General features: G+C 36.4%; 14 protein-coding genes and 1 pseudogene. 9 read left to right on the plus strand and 6 right to left on the minus strand.

The window, feature by feature from the left end:
* Window positions 1-270: 270 nt before the first annotated feature.
* The 3 genes from ACIQXF_RS19815 (at window position 271) to ACIQXF_RS19825 (ending at window position 7,094) form a co-directional block, all read left to right on the plus strand.
* Window positions 271-4,119: an S-layer homology domain-containing protein gene (locus ACIQXF_RS19815; protein ID WP_402786498.1), complete on the plus strand. Its 3,849-nt coding sequence runs from the start codon at window positions 271-273 to the stop codon at window positions 4,117-4,119.
* Between the two features lie 389 nt (window positions 4,120-4,508).
* Window positions 4,509-4,787, plus strand: coding sequence for a JAB domain-containing protein (locus ACIQXF_RS19820; RefSeq protein ID WP_402786501.1), 279 nt, complete (start codon window positions 4,509-4,511; stop codon window positions 4,785-4,787).
* A gap of 414 nt (window positions 4,788-5,201) precedes the next feature.
* Window positions 5,202-7,094 carry a copper amine oxidase N-terminal domain-containing protein gene (locus tag ACIQXF_RS19825; protein ID WP_402786504.1) on the plus strand — a complete coding sequence of 631 codons (1,893 nt, stop codon included), beginning with the start codon at window positions 5,202-5,204 and terminating at the stop codon, window positions 7,092-7,094.
* Between the two features lie 101 nt (window positions 7,095-7,195).
* Here ACIQXF_RS19825 and ACIQXF_RS19830 read toward each other — a convergent pair.
* Window positions 7,196-7,368, minus strand: a pseudogene (locus ACIQXF_RS19830) (IS3 family transposase); the annotation flags it as partial.
* Between the two features lie 283 nt (window positions 7,369-7,651).
* Here ACIQXF_RS19830 and ACIQXF_RS19835 point away from each other — a divergent pair.
* Window positions 7,652-9,535, plus strand: coding sequence for a copper amine oxidase N-terminal domain-containing protein (locus ACIQXF_RS19835; protein WP_402786507.1), 1,884 nt, complete (start codon window positions 7,652-7,654; stop codon window positions 9,533-9,535).
* Between the two features lie 186 nt (window positions 9,536-9,721).
* Window positions 9,722-11,734: an S-layer homology domain-containing protein gene (locus ACIQXF_RS19840; RefSeq protein ID WP_402786510.1), complete on the plus strand. Its 2,013-nt coding sequence runs from the start codon at window positions 9,722-9,724 to the stop codon at window positions 11,732-11,734.
* Between the two features lie 563 nt (window positions 11,735-12,297).
* Here the strand turns inward: ACIQXF_RS19840 and ACIQXF_RS19845 are convergent.
* Together ACIQXF_RS19845 and ACIQXF_RS19850 are read right to left on the minus strand one after the other, a co-directional pair.
* Window positions 12,298-13,548, minus strand: a complete 1,251-nt coding sequence (locus ACIQXF_RS19845; protein ID WP_402786513.1) for an efflux RND transporter periplasmic adaptor subunit — start codon at window positions 13,546-13,548, stop codon at window positions 12,298-12,300.
* On the minus strand, window positions 13,548-14,225 hold the full coding sequence (locus ACIQXF_RS19850; RefSeq protein WP_402786516.1) for a hypothetical protein: 678 nt from the start codon (window positions 14,223-14,225) through the stop codon (window positions 13,548-13,550). The genes ACIQXF_RS19845 and ACIQXF_RS19850 overlap by 1 nt, the downstream gene beginning before the upstream one ends.
* 349 nt (window positions 14,226-14,574) lie before the next feature.
* Here ACIQXF_RS19850 and ACIQXF_RS19855 point away from each other — a divergent pair, with 349 nt between their 5' ends.
* From ACIQXF_RS19855 to ACIQXF_RS19870, 4 genes are all read left to right on the plus strand, one after another.
* Complete coding sequence (locus ACIQXF_RS19855) at window positions 14,575-18,567, plus strand: cell wall-binding protein (protein ID WP_402786540.1); 3,993 nt, start codon at window positions 14,575-14,577, stop codon at window positions 18,565-18,567.
* A gap of 188 nt (window positions 18,568-18,755) precedes the next feature.
* The gene (locus ACIQXF_RS19860) at window positions 18,756-19,835 is read left to right on the plus strand and encodes a CAP and S-layer homology domain-containing protein (protein ID WP_402786519.1); all 1,080 of its coding nucleotides are present in this window, start codon (window positions 18,756-18,758) and stop codon (window positions 19,833-19,835) included.
* Between the two features lie 222 nt (window positions 19,836-20,057).
* Entirely contained in the window at window positions 20,058-20,969 is a 912-nt protein-coding gene (locus tag ACIQXF_RS19865) for a C40 family peptidase (RefSeq protein ID WP_402786522.1), read from the plus strand.
* A gap of 229 nt (window positions 20,970-21,198) precedes the next feature.
* Window positions 21,199-23,112 carry an N-acetylmuramoyl-L-alanine amidase gene (locus ACIQXF_RS19870; protein WP_402786525.1) on the plus strand — a complete coding sequence of 638 codons (1,914 nt, stop codon included), beginning with the start codon at window positions 21,199-21,201 and terminating at the stop codon, window positions 23,110-23,112.
* Window positions 23,113-23,213: 101 nt separating this feature from the next.
* Here the strand turns inward: ACIQXF_RS19870 and ACIQXF_RS19875 are convergent, their stop codons facing one another.
* From ACIQXF_RS19875 to ACIQXF_RS19885, 3 genes are all read right to left on the minus strand, one after another.
* Entirely contained in the window at window positions 23,214-23,462 is a 249-nt protein-coding gene (locus tag ACIQXF_RS19875) for a hypothetical protein (RefSeq protein WP_402786528.1), read from the minus strand.
* A gap of 54 nt (window positions 23,463-23,516) precedes the next feature.
* Window positions 23,517-25,472 carry an S-layer homology domain-containing protein gene (locus tag ACIQXF_RS19880; RefSeq protein ID WP_402786531.1) on the minus strand — a complete coding sequence of 652 codons (1,956 nt, stop codon included), beginning with the start codon at window positions 25,470-25,472 and terminating at the stop codon, window positions 23,517-23,519.
* A 569-nt stretch (window positions 25,473-26,041) separates the two neighbouring features.
* Window positions 26,042-26,365, minus strand: a 324-nt coding sequence (locus ACIQXF_RS19885; protein WP_402786534.1) for an aldehyde dehydrogenase family protein, incomplete at its 5' end; no start/stop codon positions are given.

Genomic DNA, 26,365 nt, shown 5'->3' on the forward strand with positions numbered 1-26,365 from the left:
TTTGCTGGGGAAAAAAATCCTCTATAGCTAAAATTATGGATTAATGCTTGAATTTAGATAAAGATAGTGTTATATTATTGTAGAAAGTGAATGATCTTACTAGAATGGTATTCTACTACTCTTTTTCTAGTGGATTTACCGAAAAATTTGCTTTAGTTTTGTATTATTCGAGGAAGCTATAATACATACATTTAGGCAACTAATAAGGCGGTACTATAGTTTTCATTGGAATAATATCAATTTAAGGAAATATTAGGGAGGAATACATTAATGGCAAAGCAAAACAAAGGCCGTAAGTTTTTCGCGGCATCAGCAACAGCTGCACTTGTTGCATCAGCAATCGTTCCTGTAGCATCTGCTGCACAATTAAATGACTACAACAAAATCTCTGGTTACGCTAAAGAAGCAGTTCAATCTTTAGTAGACTCTGGAGTAATTCAAGGGGATGAAAAAGGTAACTTCAACCCAACTAACACAATTACTCGTGCAGAAGCGGCTAAAATCTTCGCAAGCGCGTTAGATTTAGAAGCAGAAGGTTCTGTAGATTTCAAAGACGTTAAAGCAGGTGCTTGGTACGCTGATTACGTAGCAGCAGTTGTAGAAAACGGAATTTTTGAAGGTGTTAGTGCTACTGAATTCGCACCTAACAAAACTTTAACTCGTTCAGAAGCAGCTAAAATTCTTGTAGATGCTTTCGGTTTAGAAGGTAGCGAAAGCCTAAGCCAATTCGCTGACGCTTCTTCAGTTAAACCATGGGCTAAATCTTACTTAGAAACAGCTGTAGCTAACGGCGTATTCACTGGTTCTGAAGTAAACGGTAAATTAAACCTTAACCCTAACGCTTCAATCACTCGTCAAGACTTCGCAGTAGTATTCGCTCGTACGCTTGATCTAGGTGAAGCTGAAACTCCAGTTGATGCATCTGTAAAAGCTATCAACAACACAACTGTTGAAGTAACATTCGACGAAGAAGTTGATAACGTAGAAGCTCTTAAATTCAAAATCGAAGGCTTAGAAGTTAAAGACGCAGCTGTTAAACAAACTAACAAAAAAGTTGTTGTATTAACTACTGAAGCTCAAACTGCTGACAAAGAGTACGTAGTAACTCTTGATGGCGAAACAATCGGTAAATTTAAAGGTATCGAAGCTGTAATTCCAACAGCTGTTAAACTTACATCTACATCTGAACAAGGTGTAATCGGTAAAGAAGTTTCTCTTAAAGCACAAGTAACAGTTCCTGAAGGTCAATCTAAAGAAAATATTCCTGTGACTTTCAACATCGTTAACGATAAAAATACTAACGAAAAAATTGAAAAAGTAGCTTACACAAATGCTGAGGGCGTAGCTACTTATTCTTACACTCGTTACTACGCTTCAGTTGATTCTGTAACTGCTTATGCAACAAGCAAATCTACTGTGTTCTCAAGTGCAAAAGTTTACTGGGCTAACGAAATTCAATTAGCTATCACAGAAAAAACTGCGGACAATGTATTATCAAACGGTGCTAAAAAAGTATATGAAATCAGCGCACCTGCAAAAGCTGGTCAATATGTATTTGTTGCATTCGAAAACAATCTTGGTGTAACAACTGACAAATTAACTCGTTCAGTATTCGTTGAAGGTACTGGTTTATGGACACAAAATGCTGTGAATAATATCACAGAAACTCCTGCAAATACTGATCAATACCCATATGAAATTACAAATGGTGCTAATCGTGTAGTTCCTGTTTTACTTGATTCAAAAGGTAAAGCAAACTTAGTATTAAGTGGTACAAACGGTAAAGTTAAACCTGTAGTTTATGAAGGTGTATTAAAAACTAATTACAATTTCTTCAACAACAATAATCCAGGTTCTAGAATTACTGATTTCGCAAACATTCTATATAACCCAACAGCATTACAAGCAAAAGCTGCAGAAGTATCATTTGATATTAAACATACTTTAGGCTTAACTATTGAAGCTAAGGGTGTAGCGAACGCTGCAATTGCTCTTGATGGCAAACAAACAGGTGGTCGTGATTACGTAGCTACTTATGTAGATAAAGATGGAAAACCTGCTAAAGCTGGTGACACAGTACTTGTTGCACTTGCATATGATGCAAAACATCCAACTTATTTAGTAGATGAAGATGGTAAAGAGTTAGCTCATTATGTTGCTCGTCAAGATGGCAACACTTATTACCAAGTGCCTGTTAAAGGAAAAGAAGGAAAAGTTGAATTCACAGTTACTTCAAAAGATGAGCAAGCATTTGCTGAGCCAATCGTATTTATCAACAATGGTACTGGTCCAGATAAAAATAAATCACTATTAGACGCATCTGATTTACAAGCTAAAGGTGCAGCAACTTACTTCACTAAAGAAGTTCAATACCAAGCTGAACTAGAAGCACTTGATTCTAAAGGTGATGACACTAAATCAGTATTAGCTGGTGGTTCTGAGTTTGTAGAATATAAGTACAATTTAGTTGACCAAAATGGTAAACCACGTGCTTATAAAACTGCTACTAACGTATCATTTAATGTAACAGCTGGTACAAGTGAATTAACAGTAACTGGCGCTACTGAAGGCACTGTAACAGTTGCTCCAGGTAACCCACGTACAGTAACAGCTACAATTGCTGCTGGTGAATTATCTAAATCAATTAAAGTAACTGCAGATAAAGCTGGTTCAGCAACTGCATATGCAACAGCTTCACGTGTTGGTGCAGGAGTACTTCCATCAACTGATTCTATAACAGTTATTTTTGCTGCTACATCTACAGTTGCAGTATCTGGTACAGTTACAAAAGTTGATAAAGAAGTTGTATACATTGACGGTGTTCCATACAGCTTACTTGATGCAACTTACCTAAACAAAGGTTCTGTAGTTCCTACATTAGCTGCATTCAAAGCAGATTACCTAAAAGTAGGCGCTCCTGTAACTGTAAGTAAAGATTCAGAAGGTAAATTAACTTTCAATGTAGTTGATCCAACTACTACAAACCCAGGTGAATTAACATCTGTATTCAACCAAGTTAATGCTGCTACTAATCATGCACAAGTTCTTGCAGCACTTAAGAAATTAGACGGATTCAATAATTTCACTAAAGCTGACCAAGATGATATTGCTGATGAAGTATTAATTGATTTAGGAACTCAACTTTATGCAAGCCCATTAGCATTCCAAACTGCATATAATGCCTTAGCTGCTGCTGCAAAAGACACTGCTGCTGCAATCGCTGATCTTGATGCAACAATTGCTGATGCAGAAACTGTAGTTAAAAATGCTGTAGTTGGTACTGCTGTAGGTCAATACACTCAAGCTAATATTGATATCCTTAAAGCTGATATTTTAGCTGCAAAAGCTAATAAAACTGCAGTTGTGAATGGCACTGTTAAATCATCTGCTGGAACAAATGCTAACAAAACTGCTTTAACTACTGCAGATAATACGTTAAAAGCTGCTGTAACTACTTTCAAAGCAACAGTTGTTACAAATGGTTCAATTCAAGACGCTGCATTAGCTAGTGTAAATGTTTCATTACTTGCTCTATATGGTACTGGTACTGCACCAACAACTGGTGATGCTAAATATGCTGCTGCAGAAAAAGCATTAAAAGACAATGCATCAGTACTAGGTCTTGACTTAAAAGGTTACGATACTTACACTACAGCTTCAGATAAAGAAGCAGCTCTTTATGATTTAGCAACAGCTGCTAACACAGCTAGTACTACTGTTGGTTTTGGTTCTTCAGCTGCACTAAGCACATCTTTAGCTGCTGCAACTGATGTAGTTGCTCCTAAAGTAACTAAAGCTGTATTCAATGCTGTTAGTGATGAATTAGTGTTAACATTTGATGAAGCTATTACAACTGGTACTATTGATAACTTTGTAGTTAACTTCACATTAGCTGGTGGTGTTTCTACTGGTACATTAACTGGTACTGTTGCATCTTCAACTGGAAATACTTTAACTATTACTACAACTCCAGCTCAAGTTGCTTCACAAGGATTTGCAGCAGGTGTTAAAATTACTAATGTAACTTTAAAAGATAGCACAACAGCTGTTATCACTGTTAAAGATGCAAAAGGAAATGTAACTACTGATTTCGCTGTTGATGTAGTTAACCCTCAATAAAAACTAAACGAAATGTTACTTTATAAGCTAGCTTGCTAGTGAAATAAGTAGATTATGACCCCATGGATATAACTTTAATTAGTTAAACGCCATGGGGCTTTTCTAACTATTTATCTTGTATTCATCAGGGAAGTTTTGATGCCTGGTAAACTGTTCCGTTAGCCTGGATGCCTAACCCTTCTGAACTTGTAAAATCAAAACCATAATAACAGGCACTTCAAACAGTTAATATATTATTAATGCAATAATTTATTAGCCTTTACTTCGTCAACAGGAGTGAAGGTTTTTACATTTGAAGGAAGAATTTATTTGGAAGAAACATCATGTACCTGTACAGCTTGTAGACATTGTACAGGTGAATTTAGTTTGGGAAAAAACAATAAAGATAGATGTATTCGACACCTCATGATGCCTACAAAATATTTCAAGAGATAGTAAGGGGGAGTGACAGAGAAGTTTTTGCAATCGCTTGTTTAAGTACTTGTAACGAAATTAACTGTTTTCAAATTGTTCACATTGGTTTCATCAATATCAGCATTGCCCAACCTAGCGACATCATAAAGGCAGCAATCCTTTCAAACAGTGCAAGTATTTTTGCCTTACACAATCATTCATCGGATGACAGTACACCTTCATCTGAAGATATTGCTATAACGAAAGACTTGTAGAAGCAGGGAAAATTATCGGAATTGATGTTTTGGAACATTGGATTTGCCCATCAATTTAAAGGGTAGCAAAGTCCGATACGTGCCTTTAAGAAAGAACCTACTTGAGAAGTATTTTTTTATATCTAAATTTATTTTAGATTGTAAGCGAAGGTGACAAGTAGCATAAGTTTTAAGCTTTAACATTGTTTTATATTTATATTAACCTCATAGTCAAGAAAGGATAGTGTTCATACATAAGTGTTGTCCACCATATTGGTAGCTTTTTGTAAATCCTTGAATCTATTTGGAGCTTTAGGTGGAATGAGGGCTAGGCTTACCGTACCTAATTCAACTTTTTTCGATAAAAATCCCACATATTGGACTTTTTTCATGTTAAGATGGTGTATAGACTAATTGTGGAAAAAGGAGATTGGAATGTTTAAAAAATTTAAGACTTCATGTATGATTACCGCGGTTGCTTTGGCTTCGATATTACCTGGACAAGCTTCTGCATCTGCTGCTAGTGACAAAGGAATTCAAGTGAAAAATAATGTTTCTATTAATATTAATGGAGAAACTCTGCGGGTGAATGATCCTATTTTAAATAAATCTGACTTTCTTCTTTTACCAATGAGAGCTTTGTATGAGGCGGTTGGTGCGAGTGTTGACTGGAATAATGAATCACTTACTGCGTCAGCTACTCGCAATGGCAAAGTGGTTGATTTAACAATAGATTCAATGACTGCCTTAGTTGATGGACAAGCGGTGTCTATGGATGTGGCGCCATTTATGTATAAGGACCGGACGTATATGCCATTGCGTTTCGTCAGCGAAAACTTTGACGGAACTGTTAATTGGGATGCTACTACACAAACGGTTGATATTACTTTAACAGATGGAACGTCAGGACAACCTCAGGAAGATCCTTATATTCTACATATTAATAATCAACGTATTGTGATGAAGGATCCAATTGTCACGAAGCAAGGGAGATCCTATATTCCTGCTAATTATATATATGAATATTTAGAAGAATCTTCTGGCAAATGGCTACCGGATAACTCGTTCGAATTGCAAATTTCGGGAATGAGCTTTATTTTCAAGGAAAATAGTAACCAAGTTCTAGTAAATGACGAAGTTGTCACAATGGAAGAAAAACCATTTATGCAAAATGGCAAAATGTATGTCCCTGCTTCCTTTATTGTCAACGCATTAGGTGGGAATTTACGTTATATTACCGAGAAAAAAGAAATGTACCTTTATGTCTATCACTATATGTATACAAGTTCCTTCCTTGAAAAATCTTATGGTGCTACATCAGCGCCTGAGCCTGTCCCTTCTGCTCGTTTAGAAGGAGATCGTGATTTGATGATTAGTGATAATCCTGAAACGTTAACGCGCAAGCTGGTTCCTAAATCAAATGCAACGCTTGCTCAATATCAAGTGAAAGCTGATGCAGGAACAAATAAACACCGAATTTTTGGATGGCATTACAATACTTTAGGGTCAGAAGTGCAGATTGGTATTACGGTTCAGAATAATTCTAGCACGGAAAGCATCAAGGTCATTGATTCAAAAGGGATTAACCAAAAGACTGGGAATAACTGGGTTGGTCATGATATTGGTTTAACCCTTGCTGATGCAACATTAAATGAAAAGCTGAAAAAATCTAGTAGTAAAGGAATTGTCATCGCACCAGGGGAAACGAAGGTAATCGAATCATATGATTTGTTCCACGATTATATCATTGGATTTTTACATGATCTCGATATTCAAGCTGTCAATGGTGGGAAGCCAGAGTATACGATTCGCACAGTATTAACAAAGGATCAAAGTGATTTAACAAGTATTCTATCAGATCCTGTGGCGATAGATGAATATGCAAAGCATCCAAGAGGTGCCTGGACGAGCTCTACTATTCTAGCAGAACTTCCTGCTTATAAAGTAGATTCACCAGAGGTCGGCTATAACATTTCAAATGGTAGAACAGATAATTTGCAAACGGCAGAAAACTCACTATCACAAATCAATGGTGCAATGGGGAATCCGGGTCATTTCGGCATGAACTATAAGGTGTCGATTCCACTTGTCAATGAAACTGGCAAGACACAAACAATCAAGCTTAAATTAGCTGGTCGAGGCGGTTTATACAGTGGTGCCGTAAAGGTTAATGGCAACGTGTATCTAGTCCCTTCTCTAAGAGCAAGTACAGAATATGTTGAACTACCAAGTTACAAAATGAAGGGTTCATCTGACACAATTCAAGTAGAATTCATGCATGCAGGTGGAGTGAATCTTCCAGTAGCAATTTATGTAGAAACAAAATAAATGAAGTCCCTGGCACGAATGAGTTTCACAACATGACTTCGTGCCATACTTTTAAATTGGCGAGAAAACCTGTAACAATGGTTGTAGTATTTTTCATATTAATCAAGAGCCTTTTCTAACATCTTATACAATGGGCAAAAACCAATCGTGTACGTAATGATTTCACCGTTAAATAAGTCTAAAACATACAGCTTTTCTCCAAATAATTTAAACTCCGTAATGTCCGTAACTCATTTTCGTGTGGTGCTTCTGCTTTAAACTGGCAATCTAAAATCAGTTTCTAAGATAAGCTCCAAGGTAGAATGATTGTTAATTCTATGTTTCCTCCTAATGATTTGTATATGGTGAAAACTATAAGAATAGAATTACTAGACATTCAAGAGATTAAAAGAGGAAGTTCATAGGGTCTTGGAAAATCCTTAGATTTCCATGGAACTTTTGCAGGAATAGGGTTTAGGCTCCAGTACCTAATTCGACTTTTTTTGATAGTAATCCCGCATTTTGAACTTTTTTCATGTTAAGATGATCTAGAATTAATATGGAAAAAGGAGTTTAAGATGTTTAGTAAGTTTAAGACCTCATGTATGATTACCGTAGTTGCTTTGGCTTCGATATTGCCTGGACAAGCCTCTGCATCAGCTGCTAGTGACAAAGGGATTCACGTAAAAAATAATGTTTCTATTAATATCAATGGTGAGACTCTCAAAGTGTCTGATCCAATTTTAAATAAATCCGATTATCTTTTTTTACCTATGAGAGCTTTGTATGAGGCGGTTGGTGCCAGTGTGGACTGGAAGAAAGAAACACTTACTGCGTCAGCTAATCGAAACGGCAAGTTAGTTAATTTAACAATAAATTCAAAGACAGCCTTAGTGGATGGACAAAAGGTACCAATGGCTGTTGCACCATTTATGTATAAGGATCGCACTTACATGCCATTGCGTTTCGTCAGTGAAAATTTTGGTGGGAACGTGAACTGGAATCCTACTACACAAACTGTTGATATTTCCTTAACAGATGAGACTCAAGGGAACCCATATATTTTACATATTAATAATCAACGCATTGTGATGAAGGATCCAATTATCGTAAAGCAATCGAGATCCTATATTCCGGCTAATTATATATATGAATATTTAGATGATTCTTCTGGCACGTTGTTACCTGATAAATCGTTTGAATTGCGAATTGCGGGAATGAGCTTTGTTTTCAAGGAAAATAGTAACCAAGTTCTAGTTAATGATGAAGTCGTGACAATGGAAGAAAAACCATTTATGCAAAATGGCAAAATGTATGTTCCTGTTAGCTTTGTTGTTAACGCATTAGGTGGGAATTTACGTTATATTGAAGATAAAAGAGAATTGTACCTTTATGTCTATCAATATATGTATACAAGCTCCTTCCTTGAAAAATCTTATGGTTCTACATCAACACCTATGAATGTTCCATCTGCTCGTTTAGAAGGAGATCGTGATTTATTCATTAGTGATAATCCAGAAACGTTAACGAGCAAGCTGATTCCTAAATCTAATGCCACGCTTGCCCAATATCAAGTGAAATCAACATCAGCTATAAATAAACATCGAGTATTTGGCTGGCATTACAATACGTTAGGGACAGATGTACGAATCGGTATTACCGTTCAAAATACTTCTAGTACTGAAAGCATCGAAGTAATCGACTCCAAAGGGACTAGCCAACAAACAGGAAATAGCTGGGTTGGCCATGATATTGGTTTAACCATTGCTGATGCGACGCTAAATGATAAGCTTAAAAAATCTAGTAGTAAAGGGATCGTCATCGCACCAGGAGAAACAAAGGTGATTGAATCATATGATTTGCTCCGCGGTTATATCATTGGATTTTTACATGAACTAGATATTCAAGCTGTCAATGGTGGGACGCCAGAGTATACGATTCGCACAGTATTAACAAAGGATAATAGTAATTTAACAAGCATTTTATCAGATCCTGTTCCGATTGATGAATCTGCAAAGCATCCAAGAGGTGCCTGGACGAGCTCTACTATTCTAGCAGAACTTCCTGCTTATACAGTAGATTCACCAGAAGTAGGCTATAACATTTCAAATAGTAAAACAGACCATTTGCTAACAACAGAAAACTCACTTTCACAAATCAATGGTGCAGTAGGAAATCCTGGTCATTTCGGCATGAACTATAAGGTGTCGATTCCACTGGTTAATCAAACTGGAAAGACAAAAACGATCAAGCTTAAATTAGCTGGTCGAGGCGGCATATACAGTGGTGCAGTAAAGGTCAATGGCAAAGTGTATCTAGTACCTACATTGAGAGTAGGTACAGAATATGTTGAATTACCAGATTACAAGATGACGGGTTCAGTAGAAACGCTTGAGTTAGAATTCATGCATGCAGGAGGAGTAAATCTTCCAGTAGCAATTTATCTTCATTCAGAAGAATGAAGATAAAGCCTCCGGCGGATGTCACGGATTTTCAAAGGAATGAATTGTGATAGCACAATTCAAAATCCGGACGCAATTACGCCAAGGCGAAATTGATATAGTAACAAAATAAATGAAGTCCCTGGCACGAATTTGTTTCACAACATGACTTTGTGCCATACTTTTAAATAATTTGGAGTGAAAAAATTGGCAAGAAAACTAGTAACAATTGTAGTAGTATTTTTCGTTTTAATGTTTTCAGTGAATCCAACTTACGGACAAGCAGCCGTTTTTGATAATAAAATAAAAGAAGAAAAGAAAGAAGTATCACCACAGGTCACACATATCCAGCAAACCTATAGTTCTAATTCTATTCGTGAGTTTGTAAATGTTTTAGATATTAATTTAAATAATACATATACAGAACTTGAAGTCGGTGTACCGAATCCTATTAATTCCCTTCTAACAACGACGAATATGGCAAAGCAAAACACCTATGATGGACATCGTGTTGTAGGGGCTGTCAATGCTTCATACTTCTTAGGAAATGGTATGCCAGCCAACTTGTTAGCTGAAAATAATGAAATTATTAACTATGGTATTTTAGGAGATACATTTGAAAGTCCAACACAAAAGCCAGTTGCTTTTGGTCTATCAAAAACAGGGAAGGCGATAGCAGATTACTATTCTACGAATCTATCCTTTCAGGTAAATGGTAAAAGTTATCCGATTGATCTTATCAATAGTGAAAGATCTACAGATAAAACAGTATTATACACACCTGATAAACGAACAACAGGTACAAATAATTGGGGTATAGAAATTGTTGTCTCAAGTGCTAGTCAAGATATGCAAGTATTGCATTTTGGAGATCGCCTCTCAGGGACGGTATCCAATGTAACGACGTATGGTGCAGAAGGAAATTCAACAGTACCATCAGATGGCTTTGTCATTTCGGTGCAAAATAAAGAGCTGGCAACTGAACTAAGCCAACAAATTGCTGCAGGTACAGATATTGATGTAAAGCTGTCTATTGATGAAAAATGGATGGATGCTCAATTTATTTTAGCAGCAGGACCTATGTTGGTGAAAAATGGTAAGACGGAAATTTCTATGCCAACGAATTCTAACTTTGCTTCAGCGCGCAGCCCTCGTACTGCAGTGGCAGTAGATGCAACTGGTACCAAAGTGTTTCTTGTAACAATAGATGGTAGATTAAAAGGTCATAGTAATGGCGTAAGTTTAACAGAATTAGCTTCTTATTTAATCTCAATGGGTGCATCTTCGGCCATTAACCTTGACGGAGGCGGCTCTACAGCGATGGTTGTTCGAAATCCAGGCGGCTATTTTGCGAACCTTGTGAACGTACCTTCAGATGGCGGTGAGCGTCGCGTATCGGCTATATTACAAGTTGTCAATACAGCGCCACCAGGCAAAGTAAAATCCATTACGTTAAGCAATGTCAACCAAGTTACGAAAGGTTCATCCGTTGACATGAAAGTAGCGAGTGCCTACGATCAATACCTAAATCCTGTTTCAATCAGCCCATCTAATATAAATTGGACGGTTGAAGGCAATATCGGTAAGATGGACGGGGCAACCTTTACAGCTACACAAAAAGGGGAAGGCAAAATTATCGGTGAGTATGATGGTGTGCGAACATCCACAACTGTGAAAGTTGTAGATTTAGCAGAAAAACCTATTTTTACAGATGTAACGAATGATCATTGGGCTTTTTCAGATATCCAAAGTCTGTATAATAAATCTCTTATTAAAGGATACGAAAATGGAACGTTTAAACCAGAAGCGACCATTACACGTGCAGAGGCAGCTACCATTATTGCAAGGGCGCTTAATTTAACAACAACGAAAAATTCAAGCTTTAAAGATGTTAGCAAGAGCCATTATGCCTACAGTGCCATCGCTGCAGTAGAGCAAGCTGGAATTATTAAAGGGCAAGCAGCAGGGAAGTTCAACCCTAATGGACAGCTTTCACGTGCTGAAATGGCAGCGATTTTAACAAGAGCCTATAAATTAACAGGCACAAGTAAAGTAAACTTCACAGATGTTAAATCGACTCACTGGGCGTATAGTGATATCCAAGCGCTTGTAACAAATAACTTAACAGGCGGCTTCCCAGATAACACATTCAGACCAAACACACAAATAACTCGTGCACAATTCTCAAGCTTCTTGAATAGATGCTTAGCATTAAAATAATAAAATCACTTCAAACGATACCCTGTAGGATTAAAACTACAGGGTTTTTCATGTTGTTGAAAAATATAATCAGGGAAATAGTGTTGATATTTAGCGTTGTAAATGAGGTGATTTCCGTTCTAGGCTACTCGCTTGTATGAATCTTTGGCAGGTGGATATCGATAAAACGCAGAAGTTGGGTGATAAAACGTGAAAGTTAATCGATAAAATTCAAAAGTTGGGCGATAAAACAGAAAAGTGCTCCGATAAAACTCAAAAGTTGGATGACATGTTGTTAAAACATTTGTCTGGTGGATAAGTTGATTGAGCGAAGTGAAGCGCCCAATCGCAACAGAAATCAACCACTCTTTTTGCCGAAAAATTTATATAATAGGTCACTTTAATTTTAATAACATAAGGTTACAACAACATGGTTTCATTTATTATGGATAGAAACTAAATATTTATTCTTTTTTTATAATCACTAAATGAAAAAAATCCGCGTAGATTTCTGTGAGAAGAGCAAACCGTTGCTGCTCTTTTCTTGCTTACAGAAATTGAAGCGGATTTTTGTCGTATGTTATTTAAAAAACTATATATTTAATATAGTGTCTCCAATCTAATTCTTTAAAATGCTGCCATTGGATTTTCTCAACTGGCATTGTGCGGAAGGAATAAGAAAAAAGATTACGGTTTTTATTGGAGAGCATAGGTGTTCCTTCATCTAGATAATCAGTAAAAATAGCTGACTGTGCAGTATTAAACTCAACTTGAATATCTTTTAGCTCAATTTTTCCATCTTGGCCGATAATGTATACTTTTTTACCTTCCTTAGTAGCATGAACCCACGATTTATCTACTTTATAAGAGTTAGATGCTTCGTTGACAATAATGGAGGCTTTGCCAGTAGTCGAAAATGGAATGTCCTCCATTGTATCATCTTGTTGCAACACTACTTCATAATTCATTGGTTGAGGTAAAGCTGTTGTTTTTGCAAGTTCATTGCCCCAAATAGAATCAGTTGTAGCAATCATTTGTTTTTCTAGTACAATGCCAGATAAGGATTCTTTCAAATGCTTAACCTTAAAATCAACCTGTTGTCCTTCCATCACTTTTTGCCATTCATCCTCTGATAAATAAGCAAGCATTGCTTTTTCAGTAGAATAGATTTCAAATGTGACTGTCCCAGCTTCCTCTTTAACGGCGGAAATAACACCATCCACTGGGCTAACGACTCCTTGGCGAGACTGTATTTGTTCAATTTGTGCATCCATTAGCGCGATTTGACGATTTGTCTCCGCGATATGTCGATTTAAAATGGCGACTGCTGTCGATGGAGAGTTTTGCTGAGCTAGCTCCAATTTTAGTGTGACAGAAAGTTTGTCATTAACTTGGTCCGTATTGATGGAGCTTTTCGGATTGGCTGTATCACCATAATCATTCTCAATTTGTGAGAGCGCATCTTCTAAATCGTATAGTTCATTTTCATAGGCTGCACGTTCGGCCTCAAGCTTTGTTAACTCATCATCAACTTCTTCTGTTTTATAGGTAGCTAGTAAATCATTTGGCGTAACTTTTTGCCCACGCTTTACATTCACTGCTGATAAGCTTGTCGCATCGGCTGTGATTGTGTATGTTTCTGCAGGTGCGACAATCGTTTCCTTATTGACATGCTCTGAATTCGTACCTATATATGCTTTTTGAAATTCATCGATAAAGTAGGATCGTGTAACTTTGCTATCGTCTTTAAAGACAAAATAAGCATCTACGCCGACTAATAGCATTGTCATCACGATGGCCAGACTTGTCCATGGTTTTGATTTGATAAATGCCATTATCCTAACCCCCTAGTAATCCATTCTTTAAGTGGTAAAACACTGATCAAACCAACGAATAAGGCCATAAATAATTGGATGCTAATAATTTTTACTACTAACATTTTTCTACTCGCCTCTTCCTCCCATTTAGAAAGGAATGTGTATTGTACAACAATTGTCAGCACAGTGGCCACTGTCAATTGATTAATCGTGAATAAGACGTAATCCGTATCAATCATCTGCATGACAAGAGGAGCTAAAGAAAAGAATGAAAACAATGTTGAATAGCCAGCTACTGCGAAAACAACAAATAATATTGTTTTTTCAATTAATAAAAATGTGACAACATATAGTTGGACTTTTTTAATCCATGTATAGGGAATGTCCGTTAATAGATGTAAAAGGTATGTAACCCCGTAATAATGGAAGCAAAAATAGACAATAGCCCACAAAATGGCACCGAGCATCGACAGTAAACGAGCTACGTAGTATTCATTATGTAAATCCATTGCGAACAAAGAGGTTAAATTCTCAGTACCCATCCCCCAAAACTCACGTGCAGCGAATAATAGAATGAATAACAGGAAAACCGTCAATGAACGTTTTTTATATCCGATAATCTCGCCTTCTTCTACAATTTTAGTAAAGTAGGTTGGATTTCTTAAGCTATGCCAAAACTTATAATGGTAAAACATATACAGCTTCCTTTCTTTCAAAATAGTAAACATCAAATTTGTAGTATACACCTTGTTAAACAATATTGACATATGAAAATAGCTGTTTTCTATCAATAATTTCTTAGAAAAAAGCGATTTGTCAAATGAAATAAAACATCATACAAATCTATTGTATAGTATAATTGAAATAACTTCCTGTATTTCTAATTAGTTATTATTAAAAAATACCTTTGATATATTCACGTTTCTACAAATATAGCGAAGTTCACCAAAAACGCTTGAATTCACACGTATCACACCGATACTAAAGTAATGGATCTAAATGAAAATGAACACAATTATTTTCCTATACATAAAAGATGAAAGGGTGGTTCAATTGAATCGAAAATTGACGGCAGGAGTCATAACGAGTCTATTACTAGCACCTACGGCTATAGCGAACGCACAGGAAAATGATGCACAATCACGCGTATCAACTCAAACAGAGCAAGTGGCTTATGTTAATGCAGTAGCAGCCGCAACGACAAAAGAACAAATTATCGCGCAATATGGAAAGCTTTCTGAAAGTTCAACGGCAGATGAAATGGTTATCGCAAAAGGTGATTTAGCCATCCTAAGTGAGCTAGATTTTAATAGTGATGAGATTGTATTTATTAAAGCAAAGTATGAATATGTTGAGGAGCAACGCCGACTATTAAATGAATTAAAGGAAATAGAGAAAAGCATTAGTGCATTAACGTATACAAGTAAAACATTTATAGACGATGTCGCATCTGTTGAAAAAAAGTATGATGATTTTTTAAATAATGGAACAACAAGTGGTTCATCTTATATAAGTGTCCAAGAAGATTTTGAAATGGCTTTCGACGACGCATATTCAAATGAAGCTAAAAGTATTGCCTCTACTATTCGTGGTACATCCCTACAATATGGCTATACTGAAGTAGAGCGTAATGCCTACTTTAAAGGTAAAGGTGCAGATATTGATAGATTGAAAAAATTAGTGACTGATGCGGATGAGGCAAAGAAGGCAACTACCAAATTGGATGCTTTAGTTATTATGTTGAAGCAAACATCAGCGGATCCTGTGGATATTGCTAAAGCAGTAGAAGATGTTACGACAGCTTATAACTCACTAACAGCAGATCAAAAGAAAGTAATTGTAGCCTATAATCCAAATAATGACACCGTGACACCTTATAAAAAGTATACGGATGCCTTAACAAATATGTCAGCAGCTAATAAAGTAGTGTCGAGTATATCACAGTTAAAGGCAAAGCAACCGACAGCCTTCACATCGGCAACGAATTTTATCAGTGCAGTGACTGCTATTGAAACAGCTTATACTAAGCTGGATGCAGATTCACAGAAATTAGTAACGAATTATCAAGATTTTATACCTTATAAAGATGCCGCAGATATTTCTAAACAAATTACAGCACTACGCATTTCAAGTGATCTTTCCTATCGTACTGCTGTAGGAGAGCTAAAATTAAAATACGATAGTTTATCTACTAAAGAGTTTGTGAAAAATGGGGCCGATCTGGAAACAGCAGCTGCTAATATCGCTTCTGCAGAAGAGATTGAAGGGCTTATTGAAGCAATAGAAGGTGCTTCGGGCACAGCAAAAGTGGCAGCCATTAATTCTGCTCGTAAAGCGTATGATGCACCTTCTGGAACAAATATAAATGCGGCAAATGTCAAAAAGATCGTTAATAATCTACCAAAGCTGACAAATTGGGAGAAGGTTTATAGTGCTTCCTTAAGCGTGGACAAATTAATTGACAGTATAGACCCTAAATCTTCAACGTTCGAAAGCAAAACAATAGCTGCTCAGGCGGCTTTTGACAAACTTGGAGAGAGTGAAAAGGCATTAGTTCAAAATAATAATAAATTAACATTATTTTTCCAATATGCTGATTTATCGAAACAAGTGAATGCACTCAATCCATCCATGAAGGATTACAAAACACAAATTGAGACATTACAAACTAAAGTGGCTGCTTTAACAGGAAGCGGCAATGATGCTGCTGCGTTGGATGAAATAAAAAGTAAACTTGAGGCTAAATTATCGCAACTTGCAGCTGAAGAAAAAGCAGTGGCAGACGTTAGAGATTTAATTGACAAATTAAGTACATCGCAAGATCTAGTCGGGGATATGCTAGCGGCACGCGCTGAATACAATGCTCTTCCATCAGCTGCTGCAAAAAATCGTGTGACGAATATTAAAATCTTAACTGATTTAGAGAAATCACATAAGGCTGTTGTCAACGTTATTTCTCTATTTGAAAAGCTAGATCCAGCAACTAAAAGTTATATTTCAAAAGCGAAATCTGCCTATACAGCTTACACAAAGCTAGATAAGACTAAGCAACAGTATGTCTTAAATTATAATGAATTAAATAAAATCGTACCTGTGATAGATGTAATTGTTCAAATTAATGCTTTAAATCCATCTAAAAAAACCTATAAAGACGATGTAAAAGTAGTTACAGATGCCTATACAGCATTAGCAGATAATACACAGGTTATCAATTATACTGATCTCACAAAAGCACAGGGCTATATCGATACAGCGAAAGCATTCGATGACCGTGTCATTGCATTAGCGAATGAGAACCCTGACACATTTGTAAAGAAAGTAGCCGACCTAGCTGCAGAGTACAAAGCAATGGATAAAAATGCGAAGAAGCTAGTGGAGCAAGCAAAAACCTTAACCAACTACGAAAAAAATAATAAAGCTGTTGTCAAAGTTATTCAAATGATCGACGCCTTAAATCCAACAAGTAAGGATTATACTAAAAAAGTACTTGCTGCCCGAAAGGCTTATAATGCGCTAGATGAAATCTCACAAAAACGTGTGACCAACTACGCAAATCTAACGGCAGTTGAAGACGTAGCTTCATTAATTGGTTTAATTGCATCATTAAAACCATCAAGCAAGACATTCTTCCAAGATATGAAAACGGCACGTGAGATGTATGATGCATTACCAAATGACAAGCAACAAGCGATCATTAATTATGATGCACTTGTAGCTGCGGAAAGTGAGCAAGGAGTGGCACATAAGGTTGTCGAGCTTATTGATTTAACTCAAGAAGAGGATGCAGACTACTTAACAAAGCTTATGAATGCACGTGTGGCGTATGATCAGCTAACTTCTAATCAAAAGAAATTAGTGACAAATATTAAAGATTTAACTGCACGTGAAAAAGCGGTAAAACCAATTTTAAATGTGATGGTGCAAATTAATAATTTGGATCCGGAATCAAATAATTTTGTAAGCAAGGTCAATTCTGCGCGTAAGGCGTATGATAATTTAAATAAAGATCAGAAAAAATATATCAATAATATTGATATTCTCCAAACCTATGAGCCTGTATCAAAGGTGATTGAATTAATTAGTAAGCTGAAATCTTCAAGTAATACATTCCTTGAGGATACAACTCGAGCACGTTCACTTTATGAGGCGCTATCAGCAGATATGAAGCAATATGTAACAAACTATTACTTATTACAAGCAGCGGAAACTAGCATTTTAGGTGCTGGTAATGTTATGCAGATGATTGAGGAATTACCGTCTGTAGATCCGAAGCAGTATGTAAAACGTATCCAGGAAATTCGTGCGGCTTACAACGCTTTACCAAAGGATCAACAAAGAGCCGTACAAAATTACCGAGTGTTACAAGACCAAGAGAAGCTTGTGAAGCCTGTCATTAGTGTTGTAGAGGATATTGATAGACTAATGACTGCCAAAGACATGAACAGTCAATATCAAAAGATTTTAAAAGCCTACGATAAGCTAAATGCCAATCAAAGACGATACGTTTATAATGACCAATTATTATTATCATTAGATAGCGTAATAAAAGTATATAAGAGCATTGCTAGTTTAAATCCTAAGGACAAATTTTACTTTGGGATGGTTGAGGCAGCACGAAAAGATTATGATAGCTTAAACACGATAGATAAACAAAGAATTACCAATTATTCAATCTTGCTAGAAGCGGAAAAAAGTATGGCTGATGTAAAGAAGGTCGTTGAAATAATTGCTGGCCTTTCTCCAACCTCTCCAACGTATATAGAAGATGTAGCGAATGCAGTCGCGGCCTATAAAGCTTTAGACTCAAAAGTAAGAGGACAAGTAATCAATGAGGATGAATTAAAGAAAGCGGAAAAGGATGTAGCTGCTGTTCTAAAAGTAGTTCAAGCTATCGCTGTTATTGATCCAGACAACACATCATTTGAGAAAAAGGTGTTAGCGGCTCAAAAACTATATAGTTCCTTGACGTTTGAGCAACAGGATTTAGTGTATAACTTCCGTATTCTAGAAGAATATCAAAAAATGCTGCAATATTAGAAAGAAGGAGTTTTCCCAATGCATATTTTGGGGAAACTCCTTCTATACTATATAAAACAAATTATAAAGTTTTAGCCTATGAAATTTCCAAAAAAGTGAAACTTTATCAATCAAGAAATCGTATGTATATAGGGAGTTTTACTACAACGTTTGATGGATATTCAATTACACAATTTTAGGAGGTAGCCATGTTTAAAAGGATTATAAGTATATTGGTACTTTCAATTGTTTTACAAGCTACAACTATTGGAAATTTATCTGGGATTAGTAAGGTAGACGCTGCATCCTCCAAAGCTGTTGATGTGTCTAGTTCATACTGGGCAAGTTCTTCGATTCAACATATGCTATCAAAGCAATATATGACTACATATACAGATAATACATTTAAGCCTGAGCAAGCTATTACGAGGGCAGAGGCTGCATCTGCAATTGCTCGGTCTATTCAAACAAACGTAGATACTTCGATTTCATTAAACTTTAAAGATGTTCCTGGATCACATCCGTATTACAAGGAAATTTGTCAACTTGTAGAATTGGGCGTTATCCAAAATAATGATGCCTTTCATCCAAATGAGCCTTTAAAGCGTATGGAAGTTGCAAAAATGCTAGCACTAGCCTATCAGTTTAAAGTAGATGGCAAAAATAAAAGCGAATTTGATGATGTTCCTCGTACACATTGGGCAAAAGACTACATCGAATCTCTAGCAGATATAGGAATCATTAGTGGAACAGATTCTAAGCATTTTGCACCCGAAAAATTAGTGACACGTGCGCAGTTAGCGGTTTTTGTTGAACGTAGCATAAATTTTCAGCAACAAATAAAGCAGCTTGAAGTAGCTTATGATTATTTAGCAAAGGATTATATACCAACAGTAAATCTTTCGACAACTTGGTCTAAAGAGGTCATTCGGTTAATCAATGTGGAAAGGGAAAAGAATAAGCTAGCGCCTGTTGTCTATGATTCGAAGCTGACACAAATCGCTATTATAAAGGCGCAGGACATGGTTAAACGTAATTATTTTGAACACGTTTCCCCTTATTACGACGCCCCTTGGGATTTAGCGACATTATTTGATTATTCCTACACCAGCTTTGGGGAGAATATTGCAAGATATTTCAAAACGCCAGAGACCGTTGTAAAAGGATGGATGGCTTCTCCAGACCATCGGGATAATATTATGAAGGAGCATTATACAAATACAGGTGTAGCCGTCGCACAGGATAATAAAGGAGATTATTATTGGGTTCAAATGTTTTCAAGTCAATAATTGGTTATGTAACAAAGAGTTGCTAATGTTACATTTATGTTACGAAGGTCAAAAATAACAACTAAATTTATCCATTTTAAAACGCTGATAATGCCAAGAAACGTTGGTATATCAGCGTTTTTGTTAATTCTGAATTCGTTACACAATTGAAAAATTAAAATACCACTTTTTATGATAGTCTATGTATAGGCAAAAAAGTTCAGAGAGGGGTATAACGAAAGTATGAATAAAAAATGGTTATTACCGATTTTTGCTTCTTTTATGTTATTTTCAACAACTCAGATAGATACAGCTGAAGCAGCGACTAAATCTGAAGTCACTGAAGCAGCTTCTAAATATGTAGGTACTCCATATAAATATGGTGGCACAACGACAAGTGGTTTTGATTGCTCTGGTTTTACTTCTAAAGTATTTGCAGATTTGGGCATTACATTAAACCGTACATCAGGCTCACAATACCAACAAGGTACAGCAGTTGATAAAAGCGATCTTCAAGTTGGAGATTTACTATTTTTCAATACAAGTGGTGGTGGTATCTCGCATGTTGCGATATACATAGGTGATGGTAAAATGGTCCACTCTCAAACTAATCAAGGCGTTAGTTATTCAAACGTAAACGATCCATATTATTGGGGTTCTCATTACGTAGGCGCTAAACGCGTTGCTTCATTTGATGGAGAAAAACAAGCTGAAGTAAAGCAAGCGTCAATTGACTTTACAGTATATGCTTCACGTGTGGAAGTTGCTTCCCAAATTGCGAAAGCTTTAAACTTAGATACATCTGACAAAAATTCTGGTTTTATCGATGTAAAACCAACAAATGAACATGCAGGTGCTATTGCAGCTGTTGCCAAATTAGGTATTTTTGAAGGCGATGCTAATGGTAAATTCAATCCGTCCTCACCAATTACTCGAGCGCAAATTGCAAAAGTATTAGTAGTAGCTTTCGGACTTGAGAATAATGGTGAAGCAGTAGAATTTAATGATATGAAAAAAGATAGCTGGGCTAATCAATATATTTCAGTTCTTGCATCTAATGGTGTAACAACTGGAAATGATAATGGTAGCTTTGGTTCTGACGAATTACTAAAAATTAAAGAACTTAAAGTGTTTATCGAGAGAATTCAACAATAATTCGAGATAATCTTTTAAAAAATTTATTGATTGCAAGAAAAGATCTTTTAAATAGCGTATAATGGGAGAAGGGTTTGCAATTGCAGACTCTTCTATTTTTATGATAATTTCACAAAAAAGGATGTGATTGAGAAAAATAGAGTCGAACATTGCAATTGTATGATGATTTATTTAGTTAATTTTGTTAAAATGAACACGTTAAGAGAACAAGAAGGGAGGAAATAAGACATTGAACATTAAAAAAATTAGTCTTATCTTGTGCGTCTTATTCATTTCAGCTTCTATGTTTACTATACATAGTGCAAGTGTATTGGCGGATACAACTACAAATATAAAATTTGAAGATATCCCCAACAATCACGAAGCTTATGAAGAAATCAATTATTTAGTAAATTTGGGTGTTATTCAAGGGTATTTTGTAAATGGGAAAAGAATCTTTGGCCCAAAAGAATCTGTAACTCGAGAACAAGTAGCTAAAATGGTTGTAGTTGCCTCAGGGAACAAACCATTAGTCGTAAACAAATCTAGCTTTTCAGATGTAACAGTCGGTACTGAAATGTCAGGCTATGTCGAACGTGCTGTACAATTAGGATTCTTTTCAACGAATACACAAGGCAAGTTCTTACCAAAAAAACCTATAACTCGTGATGAAATGAGTTATGTATTAACAAAGGCATTTAACTTGGACACAAGTGAATATAAGGGAATAGATTCACCATTTGCTGATGTTAGTACAAAAGATTTTTATGCTGAATATATTAATACAATTTACTATAACGGCATTACCAATGGGACAGGTAAAAATTATTTACCGAATAATACTGTTACACGTGCACACTTTTCATTATTTGTAGCACGTGCAAAAAATGAGAAGTATCGTTTAGAGCTACCTGTTAAAGGATCAGCTGTACCGGATACAACTCAGGTTATAGGGCTAATCCAAGTGACAACTGACGCTCTTAATATTCGCAAAACAAAGGATACTGCTTCAGATGCTAACATTGTAGGTAAAGTCGATAAAGGCGGAAAACTATCAGTATATCAAGTTGAGGACAAATGGCTGAAAGTAACATATAAAGGTGCATTTGCCTATATTTATAAAGATTACGCACAATTTTTAGATGCAGATGGCAATGAATTAGGGTCTGTCCAAAAAGAAGTAACATCTAAAGGAGCTATTAACTTATACGTTAAAGCAACCTCTTCATCAAAAGTTATTTTATCTATTAAGGCTAATGAAAAATTACCAGTTTACAATACTGTTGGTGGCTATTATTTAACGCAGGTAAATGGTATACCGGGTTATATTGTAGCGAACAGCACAACAGAAACGGATATTGAAGAGCAACCTGATCCAACACCAACACCACCTACAGCTTCAGGAGATGTTTTAGGACGAGCTACTGTTGGAAACCTAAATGTCCGTAGTCAAGGAAATACAACTTCTGATGTGTTATTTAAGCTGAATAAAGGTGACAGTGTTAAAGTTAACCAAATTAAAGGTTATTGGGCAGAAATCGAATACAATGGTCAAGTAGGTTTTGTTCATAAGTCTTACTTAAAACTATTAAATCAAAATGGCAAACCATTGCAAAATCGTATCATTATCCTCGATCCAGGTCACGGTGGTAAAGATCCAGGTACAGTAAAAGGTTCTGTTTCTGAAAAGAACATTACATTAAAAGTCGGCACAATTGTTAAGCAAAAGCTTGAGAATGCCGGTGCAAAAGTGTATATGACACGTACTGGTGATACGTACCCTTCCTTACAAGATCGTGTAGATTTTACGAGTGCAAACTATGGTGAGGTTTTCGTGAGTATACACGTAAACTCTGCTGCTAATACCTCAGCACAGGGTACTGAAACATATTATGCTATTTCTACAGGAGATATGTATCAGGAAGATATTGATTTAGCCACATTTGTAAATAATCAAATTGTAAACAATTTAAATATGAAAAATCGTGGCGTTAAAGAAGAGCAATACTACGTAATTCGTAATATGGTCATTCCATCCATTTTAGTGGAACTTGGCTTTTTAACGAATAATGAAGATCACAATAAAATGACAAATGATCAATACGTAAATTTATTTGCAGAATCTATTTATAACGGAATTTTGCAATACTATAAAAAACAATAATTGATAAGCATGATGTCCCAAAGTGAGTCAATCACTTTTGGGACATTTTTTTGTATGCCCGGCAGGAGAGAATGCGGAAGATAGGCAAAAACCCGCGCTCGTTAGGAGAATACCCGCGGAAGAGAGGAAAATACCCGCGCGCGCCAAGGGAATACCCGCGGAAGAGAGGAAAATACCCGCGCCTGACAGGAGAAAACCCGCGAAGAAAGAGATACCCGTGCTCGCCAGAAGAATACCCGCGGAAGAGAAGCAAAACCCGCGCTCACCAGGAGAAAAAAGAAAGAGATACCCGCGTTCGCCAGAAGAATACCCGCGAAGCGAAGCGCCAGCGGCAATTGCGTCGGAATCAAAGCTATATCAATCAAAAAAGACTGCCCGATAATAATCGGAGACAGTCTCTGATGCTACTTTATGGTATTGATGAATTTAACATAGTCTTTACTAATGTAGGCTGGTTCTGTGTAGAGTTTATCAGAAAGCACCTGATACCAACCATTGTCATTTGTATCGGTTACAATAATAGGCATGCCGCTTTTATTAAATGTGAAAAGTGGACTTTGGCTTGTTGATGCATCTGGACGAACATTTAGGCCTGCTGTTGTCGTAAGACCAATTTTATATGGATTTTTTGCATCTTTAAAGCCTAAAGCTTTTTCGGCACGGTAGTAGTGTCCAGCAATTTTAGCACCCCAAAATGGATCAGATGCATACTTTACATTAAAACCAATTGCCTTAGAGCCTACCACCGAGCCATTCGTATAGCGACCGCCTGGTGTAATGTAGTTTGGCTGTAAGAACTTTTCTACAAGTTCATTAATATTAGCAGGGACACTATCAAAATTTTTATTCAGTGGATTCGTGTCATATACATATAAACCAAACAAGTTGTTATAGTTTTGAGCATTTTCACTCATACCATAAGAACTTTCATGCTGGGCAAGAGATAAAATGAGCATGGCATTAATGTGAGAATTTATTTCTACTTCTTTTAAAACTTCCCCTAAACCAATTAACTTACTTTTCTTTGTTGCATCCTTATAAATACTAGCACCTGAGCTTTCTACCTCAGCTAGCTTTTGCAAAATATAATTATCAAGTTCTTCTGCTGTATACTGAGTTGTTGCACGGGCAGGTAAAAATTGGTAGTAATTATAGGCCTCACCTTTCGAAGAGCCACTAGCATTTGTGAAATTCATACCATCCCAGCTAAAGTATTTTTCGCCTTGCTTCATGAAGTCTGGTGCTTTTCCATACACATAGCTAGATGAATATTTATTTGATTTATAATCATATAAATTATGTTTAATCTCACCATTCTCGCTTGTGTAGTAGGAACGACCCTTACTTAGAGCAGAAGGAATTAATGTGACATCGGCATGTTTTAAATAACCTACGTGACCTGCTAATCGAACTTTTACTTGTGTCGCATCACTGCTTAAATACTCCATCTCGGTATTAGCAGTAACAGCGATTTGGTCTTTAATCGTTTCAGAATTAAGGACTACGTAATCATTCGTTACAACATAACCTGATGACATCTTCATAATTTTATCATTTAGCGTAATGACAAGTGTGTTTTTAGACAAAGCTTTTTCAGCAGCGTCAAAGCTAGAAAAGGCTTGGTTTCCAACAAGATTGCCATTTGAAATTTCTTTTACGATGAACTTAGTAGAGTCGCCATTACCAGTTTCACCGCTATTTCCTGTATTTCCGTTATTGCCATTGTTTCCAGTATTACCACCACTGTTTTTAACATCATCAGCTAGAAGTATCAAGCGTAAAATAAATGTAGATGCTTCGCCAATTGTGGCATTATCTTTTGGTAAAAATAAGCCATTGGAGCTACCCTTAATAAGCCCTAATTGTGCGCCAATTGCAATGTCTTGGCGGAAGTCTTTAAAAATAGCTGCATTATCCTTAAATGTAATGGATGATGTACCTTTTGGGATTTTTAAATAGTCAACAGCTCTTATAAGCATAACGGCCATGTGCTCTCTTGAAATACGTTCATTTGGTTTAAATGAACCATCTGTATAACCAGTGATAATTCCAGCAGTAGCGGCCAGCATAATGTCTGTTGCAAACAAATATGTATCTGGGAGATCAGTAAAAGTAAAGTTACCTTTCGTCTCAAGGTTTAAGGCTCTTGCTATGTAAGTGGCAAATTCACCGCGTGTGACAGTGTCATTTGGACGATAGCTTCCATTTTTGTCTTGTACCAATGCATCTTTGGAAATTAAATAACGAAGTCCACTTTCATGCATATGTCCTGAGAGCTCATCAGCATAGGCCATTTGGGGTTGCCAAATGAGCAAGCTAACAAGTGTTATTAGCATCATTATGATTGATAGTTTTTTCATAGTTTTTATCCTCCTAGCTTCTACTATTTTATCAAAGTTAGAGATTCAGGATAAGGGTCAAATGTAAGAAATGCTATAAAATATTCCAACTAAAAATTAACATTGACTATACTTTTGAGCTATGTTAATTGAAAAAGATGGTTTGGCATAGTGGGGAAAGACATGTACATTTTAGAGGCTTAAAAAAAGGAGAACTATCGATGATGGAAAAATTTATTATGAGTTTCTTCTATTATATATGTATCTTGTAAACTCAATAAAATGAAAACAAAATGGTCAAGAAATCTTTGTGAATATTTGGCACTTTAAATGAGCTAATTTCCGTTCAAGGCTACTCGCTTCTGTTACCCGGACGCTTTGCTCCGTGCGAAAGCGAAGCGACAGCAACAAATTGTTTTCTGTGCGAAAGCGAAGCGACAGCAACAAAGCACCCAATTGAAACAGAAATCAACCCCTTTGTTTGCCAGAGTGTCATACATTATTTAATAGTCACTTTAATTTCATTGACACAATAGTTTTTCAAAACAAAACAGTACATTACCTATTAGGCAATGTACTGTTTTCGTTGATTAAAGCATTTCTGAAGTTGTTTTTGCTTGCATATGAAGTTGTAGGTAGTCAGGGCCACCAGCTTTTGAGTCTGTACCTGACATGTTGAAACCACCAAATGGTTGGTAACCAACGATTGCACCTGTACAGCCACGGTTGAAGTATAAGTTCCCTACATGGAAATCTTCACGAGCTTTTTCTAGGTTCATACGGTTATTTGTAATCACTGCACCAGTTAAGCCGTATTCTGTATCGTTTGCAATGTCGATGGCTTGATCGAAATCTTTTGCTTTTGTAATCGCTACAACTGGTCCGAAGATTTCTTCTTTCATAATACGTGCAGA

Source organism: Lysinibacillus sp. NPDC097231 (assembly GCF_044761885.1).
Lineage (GTDB): Bacteria > Bacillota > Bacilli > Bacillales_A > Planococcaceae > Lysinibacillus.